Raw genomic sequence first — 7,799 nt, forward strand, 5'->3', positions numbered from 1 at the left:
TCCTCCAGCACTGTCAGTAATCATCGTACTAACTGTTAGTTGTAAATAATTAAAATAAATAATGGAAATATTATTCACCATAGGGCAATTACGGAAAATATTTTTCTAAGCAAAAATTGTCAGATTAGATATAAGCTCTCCTGAATAGATTAATTTGCATAGATTAAAATTTGCCTGAAGTCGCCCAGTCTTTCTGTAAAAGCTAGATTAATTTATATGTAAAAAGATAGCAAGAAAATTTTATATATCTTTAAAATAACTTGAATTTTAAAATTATTAAATCCATATATTTTTAGCTAATAAAGTCAAGCAAATATGTTGCTTATAGACACATAGGTTGTTATTAACATGCTAAGTGAAAGCCAAGATAAATAATATGTGTGCTGTGAATATACAACAATCATAAATTATTGGTTATAAACAATATTCTCAATTTATTTCAAAAGTTAGGAATCTATAGTTTTGAATTATAGCAATTCCCAAGTACATGAAATACACTCCACCCATGCTGTCGCGCATCCTCCCTACGGTGTACACACATCTTTGGAACAAAGCCAAAATCGTCGTAGATCCCCCCAACCCCCCTTTTTAAGGCAGGGCTGTTTCATTCGTTCAGATAACGATTTTGTCAAGAGTATCAGCCAAAAATTTGAGGTAGTTGGTAATTGCAAAATTACTGCTTTAACCACTAAATTTAAGTGCGATCGCTTGGTTTTCGACCCAATTAGATTATTCAACGACCTGATTTTTTTAGCTGATACGCTTGTAAATAAAGGTCTTTTAGGGAATGAAACAGCCCTGCTTTTTAAGGGGGGTTGGGGGGATCAAAAGCCTGCGGCACAACTTTAGAAGACTTGTGTGTACACAGTAGCCTTTATAAGGGGTGTCTAGTAAAGTGCATCTTCATAGAGAATTGGTATTAGGAGATTATTTCTGATGGCGACCAGAGAGGCGAAAGTAAAAAAATTACCTTTCCCTTTCGTCCTTATCCTTTACTCTATGTAAGATGCTCGAAGAGATTTAAATACTGTCTTTTAACAACTAACTCCGAGATTGAATTAGGCGAACTAATTCATAAAAAGGTTGCCAATTATCTTCCTGAGAAATTGGTTCCCAAATCGACTCAATTAGAGGTCTTAATAAAGCTGTTTTGGGGTTAGTTTCGGCTAGAGTTTTGGCAATCACATCTAGGCGATCGCAGTCAAAATTATTTAAAATCTTATGGTAAAGTATGCACCAATTATCAAAAATTGCTGATGCTCCTGGTGCTGGTACAATATCTGATGCGTTCATTACAAATACTGGTTCGTCTCGCCATTTAGATGAAAAAGTACGAGCCATTTCATAGAAAAACTGATGATATCCAACTTCGCTATCTTGTAAAAATTGAATTGTCAGAAGTAAAAGTTCATCGGCTTCAGGATGCGGTAGCTGTTCAAAACCCAGTTTTTTCAGCATTAAAGAGCGGTATTTAGAATGATAATGCTCGTTAAAACTTGCCAATGCTGCTTCTAGGTCGGTTTTATCAATAATTGCCTTTAGCGGTTCTTGAAGCATTTCTAAATTCAACTTACAAATACTTGGCTGATGACCGTAACAGTAGCGTCCGTAATAATCAAAATATGCAGCCGTAAAGGATGGGTTAAAAGTAGGAATAAATGCGTAAGGGCCGTAGTCAAAACTCTCGCCAGTAATCGACATATTGTCAGTATTAAGAACTGCATGACAAAAACCTGCTGCCATCCACTGTGCTACTAGTTCCGCTACTCGTTTGACTAATTCTGCGTAAAATAAAGGATATTTATCTTCTTCTAAAGCTAAATGTTGATAATAATACTCAATTACGTGATCTAGCAGCTTTTTGCTTAAATCTGGACGCTTTAGATAGTGCAAGCGCTCAAAAGTTCCAAAGCGAATATGAGAGTTGTTCATCCTGACCATCACAGATGAACGGGTAGGTGAGGGTTCATCGCCGCGCCAGAGAGGTAAACCAGTTTCAATCATGCTTAAGCAACGTGAGGTGCGAACCCCCAAGTAGTGCAACGCTTCCGCTGCTAGAACTTCTCGCACTCCGCCTTTGAGTGTCAGCATTCCGTCGCCACCGCGAGAATAAGGTGTCCTACCAGAACCTTTCGTCCCAAAATCGTACAGTTCCCCATCAATGGCGCGTACTTGTCCGTAAAGAAAGCCTCTACCATCACCTAAATTCGGGTTATATTCACCAAATTGATAGCCGTGGTAACGCAGTGCTAAAAATGGTTTGCGACCCTGAAATTTGCTAAAGGCGGTGATGAAATCTTCGTCTGCAACTGCTTGGGGGTCTAGTGCTAAGTGCGGTAACAGCGCGTCATTGCGCCAACGCAGAATGTGTTGGGGAAATTCCTCTGCTGCAACTTCGTCGTAGTAATCATCACCCAAAGATTCCAAAGCTGGTTCGTAATTGAGGGTGAGAAAAGGATTATGAGAATTTTGAGGGTTGGGAGTTTCAGCCAGAGTCATTACGAGCAAAGCTAATTTGTTCTTCTCTCAATACTAACTCTGGCGCAAGCCTCAGCGTGAATGACAAAGTTAAAGTTTCGACTGCAAGGGAGTATAAAAAATCTATCTATAGTTTCGGTGCAATAGTTGGTATTAAAAATTATTTATACTTGCATGACTAAGTTCCACTGAGTCGAAGTTGCTACTCATAAACTATATCAAAAATATAATCATCATCATAAATAAGAATTGATAGATGAAAACCTATTACTTAAATTCCACGTGAATGATAAACATTTACTTATGACAGCAATCTAATATTTATTTAATAATTAGCCTGATAAAGTTAACCACTTGAGCTTTAAAACCTGTAAACTAATTTCAATCCAATCAAGGGATGCCTCCGCATCAAAGCAGAGTCCAAGTCATCCAACTACCAAAGTTAAGCTTTAGTTATAAAGATAGCTGATTGCTATGATGTAGCTATTTTTTGAGCGAGCTATAACTCTAATTTTTTGTTGTTAGTGCAATCAGCATTGTGTTTTGATTGCCTGATTTTTCATGCTGAGAAAACTTAAATTCAAACTTTAGGAAATAATTATGACAGAATTTTTTGGTCGAATTTCCCGCCGTAAATTCATCTTCACAGCTGGTGTATCTGCGAGTGCTGTATTCCTCAAAGGTTGTTTAGGAAATCCTCCGGAAAATTTGACTGGCGATCGCAATCAAACAATACCAGCTGCTCAGTCAGTTGCCAATATCAGCGCCGAACAAAAACCAGAAACTACCACAGTCAAGCTAGGATATATCCCGATTGTGGAAGCAGCACCTTTAATTATTGCTAAAGAAAAAGGCTTTTTTGCTAAGTATGGCATGACCAATGTTAACCTTTCTAAGCAAGCTTCTTGGGGTTCGGCGCGAGACAACGTAGAGATTGGTGCGGCTGGTGGTGGTATTGATGGCGGTCAATGGCAGATGCCAATGCCACATTTGATTACCGAAGGTTTAATTACTAAGGGAAATCAAAAAATTCCCATGTATGTGCTGTGTCAATTGATTACACATGGTAACGGAATTGCGATCGCTAGCAAACACCAAGGCAAAGGTATTACTTTACAACTGGCTAGCGCTAAGTCTTTATTTAAAGAACTCAAATCCTCAACACCCTTCACTGCTGCATTTACCTTTCCCCATGTCAACCAAGATTTGTGGATTCGCTACTGGTTAGCTGCTGGCGGTATCGACCCAGATGTAGATGTAAAGCTACTCACAGTACCTGCGGCACAAACTGTTGCCAACATGAAGACTGGAACGATGGATGCATTCAGCACTGGCGACCCTTGGCCTTATCGGCTTGTACGAGACAAAATCGGTTATCTGGCAGCATTAACCGCAGAGATTTGGAAGAATCATCCTGAAGAATATTTGGCGATGAGAGCGGATTGGGTAGACAAAAATCCCAAGGCAACCAAAGCAATTTTAAAGGGAATTATGGAAGCGCAGCAGTGGTTAGATAATTTTGACAACCGCAAAGAAGCAGCGCAGATTCTTGCTGGACGTAATTATTTCAATCTGCCTTCAGCGGATATTCTTGCAGATCCATACCAAGGTAAGTATGACATGGGAGACGGTCGCAAAATTGATGATAAATCAATGGCAGCTTACTACTGGAAAGATGAAAAAGGTAATGTTTCTTATCCCTATAAAAGTCATGATTTGTGGTTCATAGTTGAAAACGTGCGCTGGGGATTTTTGCCAAAAGATTATATTGCCAATAATGCCGCTAAAGCCAAAGAACTGATTAATAAAGTTAACCGCGAAGATATTTGGAAAGAAGCTGCAAAAGAAGCAAATATTGCTGCTGCCGATATTCCGACAAAAACATCTCGTGGTGTAGAAGAGTTTTTTGATGGTATCAAGTTTGACCCAGAAAAACCAGAAGAATATTTGAAGAGTCTCAAAATTAAGAAAGTTTAGTCATTGTTGGCTGGTCAATAACAAAAAGAACCCAAAACAAAAGGATAACCAAATATATGGCACTTGCTCAAAAACGTCCCGTCAGCCCTAGATTTAATAGTAGTTTTATATCTCGACTACAAAAGCAATTTCCCGATCTGATACCTCCAGTAATTGCGATCGCCATCTTCCTCATCGTGTGGCAATTGTTTGCTTGGACTCCTGGCGCAACCTTACCAGGGCCGATACAGGTTATTCAAGATACTTGGATATTGATTTTTTGGCCATTTTATGACAGAGGTGGCATAGATAAGGGTTTATTTTGGCAGATTCTTGCTAGTTTGCAACGCGTTGCTCTTAGTTATAGCCTAGCGGCAGTTGTTGGTATTGGCTTGGGCATTTTAATCGGTGTGAATAAAACCATGTCCAAAGCTTTAGATCCCATCTTTCAACTACTGCGGACAGTACCACCTTTAGCTTGGGTTCCGATTTCTTTGGCAGCCTTGCGACAAAACGAACCAGCAGCTCTGTTTGTAATTTTTATCACCGCTATTTGGCCCATCTTAATTAACACCGCTGTCGGTGTTACCCAAATTCCCCAAGATTACAACAACGTCGCCAAAGTTTTACAACTTAGCCGTAAAGAATATTTCACTAACATTTTAATTCCCGCAGCTTTGCCCTACATTTTTACTGGTTTGAGAATTGCGATCGGTTTAGCTTGGCTAGCAATTATTGCTGCCGAAATCGTGATGTCCGGTATTGTCGGCATTGGCTTTTTCATCTGGGATGCCTATCAAAATAACAACGTCAGCGAAGTGATTTTAGCTCTAGTTTACATCGGTGTTGTGGGGTTGCTCCTAGATAAAGCGATGGCTTGGCTGCAAAACAAAATTTTACCAGCAGAACAGAAATAGTCATTAGTCAGTGGCTAATAGAAAAACAACTGACTCTTGTACAGACGCGATTAATCGCGTCTCTACTAACACAAATTGTACAGATGCGATGAATCGCGTCTCTCACAACTCACAAAAAACATATGAGCATATTCGTTGCTGTTGACCAAATTGGTAAAGTTTTTGACTTAACTGGTGGTGACAAATATATTGCCTTAAAAGGCATCGACCTCCAGATCAAAAAAGGAGAATTTGTTTCTTTAATTGGTCACTCTGGTTGCGGTAAATCCACACTATTAAATATGATTGCGGGTTTGGATTTGCCAACTGACGGTGTTGTGACTCTAGAAGGGCAAAAAATCACTAAACCCGGCCCAGACAGGATGGTAGTATTTCAAAATTATTCGCTGCTGCCTTGGCGGACAGTGAGAGAAAATATTGCCCTAGCTGTGGATTCAGTAATGAAGGGCTTACCAGCAGCCGATCGCCAAGCCATTGTTGAAAAACATATTAATATGGTGGGGTTGCGCCCCCATGCCGATAAACAGCCGGGAATGTTATCTGGCGGACAAAAACAGCGAGTTGCGATCGCTCGCGCTTTGGCAATTCGCCCGAAGTTGCTACTATTAGATGAACCCTTTGGGGCTTTGGATGCACTCACACGCGGCAATTTGCAAGAACAATTGATGCAAATCTGCGAAGAAAATGAAGTTACTGCGGTAATGGTGACTCATGACGTAGATGAAGCGGTGCTGTTGTCTGACAGAATTGTGATGCTAACCAACGGCCCCGAATCTAAAATTGGCGACATTCTAGAAGTAGATATTCCCAGACCCCGCAAACGCATGGAAGTCGTGGAACATCCCAGCTACTACAGCTTGCGGAGTGAGATGATTTACTTCCTCAACCAACAAAAACGCATTAAAAAGATTCGCGCCAGGAAAACTGCGGACATTGCCCGTCATGGGTTAGAAAAAGTTAACTTAGAAATTGGCTTTTTACCTCTGACCGCTTGCGCCCCCTTAGCAGTTGCTAAAGAAAAAGGCTTTTTTGTCAAGCATGGTTTAGATGAAGTTCACCTCGTGCGGGAAAGTAGCTGGCGGGGTATAGTTGATGGCATGACTGGCGGTTATTTGGATGCGGCGCAAATGCCTTCGGGGATGCCGATGTGGCTAACTTTGGGAGGACACAACAACCAACCTTTGCCCGTTGTCACCGCCCTCACCATGACCCGCAACGGTAACGCCATTACCTTAGCAAAACGCTTTTACGACCAAGGCGTACAAACTTTATCAGACTTCAAAAAATACCTGCTTCGCACCCGCGACCAAAGACACACAATGGGAGTAGTGCATCCCGCATCTATGCACAACTTACTACTGCGTTACTGGCTAGCGGCTGGTGGAATTGACCCCGACACCGATGTAGATATGAAGACTATTCCCCCGGCCCAGATGGTAGCTGACTTACAAGCTAGCAGCATTGACGGTTACTGCGTCGGCGAACCTTGGAACTATCGCGCCGCCGCCGAAGGTATTGGCTTTACCATCGCTACCGACTTAGAAGTTTGGCTAGGACACCCCGGTAAAGTTCTCGGCGTGCGGGAAGATTGGGCAGAAATTTATCCAAATACCCACATTGCCTTAACCAAAGCCTTGCTAGAAGCTTGTCAATATTGTGCAAATCCCGACAATGCCCAAGAGATTCGGCAAATTTTAGCAGGGCGAGAGTATGTCAGCACTGATTTAGAATATATCCAACTCGAAGATCCAGATAGTCTCACCTGTGACTTAAAGCATCCCCTACGAGACTATGCCCATCACCAGTTTTATTCCGAGTCTGCCATTAATCGTCCCAGTCGCACTGAACAAATTTGGATTATGAGTCAATTAGCGCGGTGGGGTGACACTCCCTTTCCCAGAAATTGGGTGGAAGTTGTCGAACGCGTGTGTCGAGTGCGTGTATTCAGTACCGCCGCACGGGAATTAGGTTTAGATATTAGCTACATTCGCCAACCCATCAAACTGTTTGATGGTAATCCCTTTAACGCTGACGACCCAATTGCCTATCTTAACAGCTTGAAAATTAAACGTGATTTTTCAGTCGCGGAAGTTATTCTTGATGCACCAAGAAGAAAACTCGCTTCATAAAAGAATCGTCAGAAAAAGAGGCAGTGGAAGAAATATGACATCACGCACAAGCCTTTAAACTCTATTAACAAGTAATACATCTCAATTAAGCATTTCTTCCTTCTCTTCCTTTGCGTTCTTTGCGTCCTTAGCGGTTCGTTAAAAAAAATTGATTTTGACAAAGAGTCAACCTTAACTAAACCGTATTGCCTTAAAGAGTCTTTGAACTCCATTAAAGAGTCTTTGAACTTCATTAAAGAGTCTCTGAACTCCATTAAAGAGTCTCTGAACTCCATTAAAGAGTCTCTGAACTCCATTAAAGAGTCTCTGAACTCCATTA

The 7,799-nt window shown here is 41.0% G+C and carries 5 protein-coding genes; 4 read left to right on the forward strand and 1 reads right to left on the reverse strand.

The genetic code is table 11. The features are described 5' to 3' along the window. Positions 1–462 precede the first annotated feature (462 nt). Positions 463–849 (forward strand): hypothetical protein, encoded by a 387-nt coding sequence (locus tag I8752_RS13915; RefSeq protein ID WP_214432912.1) that lies wholly within the window; start codon positions 463–465, stop codon positions 847–849. 192 nt (positions 850–1,041) lie between these two features. On the opposite strand, the gene I8752_RS13920 is transcribed toward I8752_RS13915, so the two are convergent. Continuing rightward, positions 1,042–2,499 carry a protein adenylyltransferase SelO gene (locus I8752_RS13920; protein ID WP_214432913.1) on the reverse strand — a complete coding sequence of 486 codons (1,458 nt, stop codon included), beginning with the start codon at positions 2,497–2,499 and terminating at the stop codon, positions 1,042–1,044. 579 nt (positions 2,500–3,078) lie between these two features. Here I8752_RS13920 and I8752_RS13925 point away from each other — a divergent pair. The 3 genes from I8752_RS13925 to I8752_RS13935 all read left to right on the forward strand — a co-directional run bounded on the left by I8752_RS13925 (position 3,079) and on the right by I8752_RS13935 (position 7,480). Further along, positions 3,079–4,455, forward strand: a complete 1,377-nt coding sequence (locus I8752_RS13925; protein WP_214432914.1) for a CmpA/NrtA family ABC transporter substrate-binding protein — start codon at positions 3,079–3,081, stop codon at positions 4,453–4,455. 56 nt (positions 4,456–4,511) lie between these two features. Continuing rightward, positions 4,512–5,351 carry a nitrate ABC transporter permease gene (ntrB, locus tag I8752_RS13930; protein WP_214432915.1) on the forward strand — a complete coding sequence of 280 codons (840 nt, stop codon included), beginning with the start codon at positions 4,512–4,514 and terminating at the stop codon, positions 5,349–5,351. Positions 5,352–5,473: 122 nt separating this feature from the next. After that, the gene (locus I8752_RS13935) at positions 5,474–7,480 is read left to right on the forward strand and encodes an ABC transporter ATP-binding/substrate-binding protein (protein ID WP_214432916.1); all 2,007 of its coding nucleotides are present in this window, start codon (positions 5,474–5,476) and stop codon (positions 7,478–7,480) included. Positions 7,481–7,799 lie beyond the last annotated feature (319 nt).

The organism is Dendronalium phyllosphericum CENA369, from assembly GCF_016056275.1.
In the GTDB taxonomy this organism is placed as follows: Bacteria; Cyanobacteriota; Cyanobacteriia; order Cyanobacteriales; family Nostocaceae; genus Dendronalium; species Dendronalium phyllosphericum.